2 protein-coding genes are annotated in these 2,678 nt (G+C 43.9%); both read left to right on the top strand.

Annotation, left to right across the window (positions count from 1 at the left end):
- The first annotated feature begins 163 nt into the window (after positions 1–163).
- Entirely contained in the window at positions 164–1,177 is a 1,014-nt protein-coding gene (locus tag T500_RS0114665) for an IS110 family transposase (protein ID WP_028908724.1), read from the top strand.
- 235 nt (positions 1,178–1,412) lie between these two features.
- Positions 1,413–2,402 (top strand): IS110 family transposase, encoded by a 990-nt coding sequence (locus tag T500_RS16585; RefSeq protein ID WP_028908723.1) that lies wholly within the window; start codon positions 1,413–1,415, stop codon positions 2,400–2,402.
- Positions 2,403–2,678 lie beyond the last annotated feature (276 nt).

Here is a 2,678-nt window from a genome sequence, read left to right as displayed (position 1 = left end):
CCCTTTAGTTTTGCAGCCGGAAGCTAAGAGTGCTAATAATCTTAATAAAGATTAATAATGAGGTGAACCAATTAGTACCGAAGAAAGAAAATATCTATGCATGGGTTTGGACCTTTATTAGTACCCTTAGTTTCCGTTGTTGAATAATGCAAAACTGAGACATATGCAAAAAGAAGATTGTGATTGTGTTGGTGTCGATGTTTCCAAGAGAACATTGGATGTAGCTCTTTACCGTGGTGAAGTGGACTGGAAAAATGGACACATTAAGGTCGAGAATAACAAAACTGGTTATAAAGACCTTAAGCGTTGGTTTCGTAGCAATGGTATAAAGAAACAAAAGCTACGTATATGTATGGAATATACAGGGCTGTATGCTCATGATTTCCGTATATGGTTGGAGAGTGAAGGTCTTGTGTATTACATGGTTGATCCGAATCGTATGCATTATTTTGAGCCTCCTTTGAGCATAAAAGGAATCCGCCAGACAAAAACAGACAAGGCAGATGCCTTTCGTATTGCTATTTACTGCTCGTTGTTTTATAAGAGTATGTCACCTTCGCATCTCCCTTCTTCGGCCTATTTCATATTAAAGCGTTTGCTTGCAGAACGTCTTCTGTATGTTAAGCAGGCCGCAAAATATAAACAACAACGGCGTGATGTATCATTATACGACACGGTAGATTCTCGTATACGAAAGGAAGAAGAACTGAAGAAACTCAATTCATACATTTGGCGGACAGAGAAGGATATCCGGTCTGTCATACAGTCAGATAGCTTAATTAAGCGGAATTATGATTTGTTGACAAGTATAGTTGGGATAGGTATGGTCATTGCAGTCACAACCATCGTGCTGACGGAGAATTTTACTGCATTTACCGATCCGAGGAAATATGCCAGTTATATTGCCATCGCACCATTCCCTCATGAATCGGGAACTAGTGTAAAGGGGGCAGTTAGAGTATCGAAACAAGGATTCAAACAGGCAAAAGCCGACTTGTCAATATCAGTTCTTCCCGCAATCAGTTTAGACCCGGGAATCAGGTCTTATTGGCTTCGTAAGAAGGCGGAAGGGAAACATTCTGGTATCATTATGAATGCGATAAAGTTTAAACTCGTCCTGCGAATGTTTGCCGTCGTAAAAAGAGGGAAGCCATATGTGATTATTGACAAATTTTGATACCTTTGCTCCCGATTTGTATTGTATGACAGAGGTGAAAGCCGGGAGGGGACAGTGAACCATTTTTTTTGCTTAGATAAAGCTCTTTCCCAGATTTGGTCTGCCCCTCCTTCAGACGCTGGCATGGCAATTTAGAAATATAGGTCGCCCCGAGCGGTCGGAGTCCTTTTAAAGGATGTTGCCTTGAAACCAGTCATCTTCGGCTTATAACCTCGCTTAAACGCGTTGCAAAGTTATGAAAAAAGACTGGTATGTAGGCATTGATGTATCGAAAAAATGGCTCGACGTGGCAATTTTCGTCGAAAACAGTGAACTGAAGGGGTATTCCCATACTCAGGTGGGTAATAACAAGTCAGGCTACAAGGAGCTGCTCGAGTGGCTCAAGGAGCACGATGTGGACGCTTCTACGTGTATGTACGGTATGGAGCACACGGGTTTCTACTCGGATGGTCTGCAGCACTTCCTAGACAAGAAGGGCTACAAGTACACTATGCTAGAGCCTGCTGTCATCAAGCACTATCCCATCCAGCCCCGTGAGAAGAACGATCGTCTGGATGCAGCCAAGATTGCTGACTACCTCTTCCGTTTCAAGGAGATCATCAAGTTTAGCCGGGTGCCGGACAAGACGATGGAGGAGCTGCGCAACCTGCACAGGGAACGCAAATTCTACGTCGAGGATAGAGTGGTCTATCTGAACCGCAAACAGGTGGTAGGCAAGGAAGAGGCCAAGCGTCTGGACAAGATAATCTCGCTGCTTGACAAACAGGTCGAATCCATCGAGGAGAAGATACGTGATATCATCCGAAATGACGAGTCGCTGATGGAGAGTTATCTCTATCTCACGTCTATCACAGGTATCGCCTTCGTTAACGCTGTCAATGCCATCGTGATTACTCAGAACTTTACTGTGTTTAAGACAGCAAGAGACTATGCCTCGTACATTGGAGTGGCCCCTCACACGAAGAAATCGGGCACAACTGTGAGGTGGAAGCCCAAACCGTACAAGCACTGTGACCTGACGGCGAAAGCCGACATATCGCAGGCAGCCAAAATTGCGATCGTACACGATGTCGAACTTAAACGATTCTTTGAAAGGAAATGCAATGGTAAGGAAGATGCGGACACCATCCGCAAGGCAATGAACGCTGTAAAGTTTAAGCTGGTACTGAGGATGTTTGCTGTGGTCAAGCAGAAACATGAATACAGACAGTTTACTACGAAATAACGCTTTTACATACTGTCGCCAGTGAACTATGACAGGCGCGTGCCGACCTGTCCTGATAGTCTGGAGGCGAGTATCTGCGGTTGCTCCAGGTAGAAATCTAGTTTTGGAACTAATAAAGGGGATAGGTGAACCGCGACCCAAAAGTAACGAAAACGAAGTCTTCCGTTACTGCATGATTAATGTGTTTTGTAAGCAAAGAAGAAAAAAGAATGCCCATTAAACTTAATTAACAGGCATTCTCTTTGTTTTATCTTAGAAATCCATGCAGCTGGTAGC

This window comes from Xylanibacter ruminicola Ga6B6, assembly GCF_000687715.1.
Classification (GTDB): domain Bacteria; phylum Bacteroidota; class Bacteroidia; order Bacteroidales; family Bacteroidaceae; genus Prevotella; species Prevotella ruminicola_B.
Note: the sequence above shows the minus strand (reverse complement) of the source record. Positions and strands in the feature narration are given on the sequence as shown.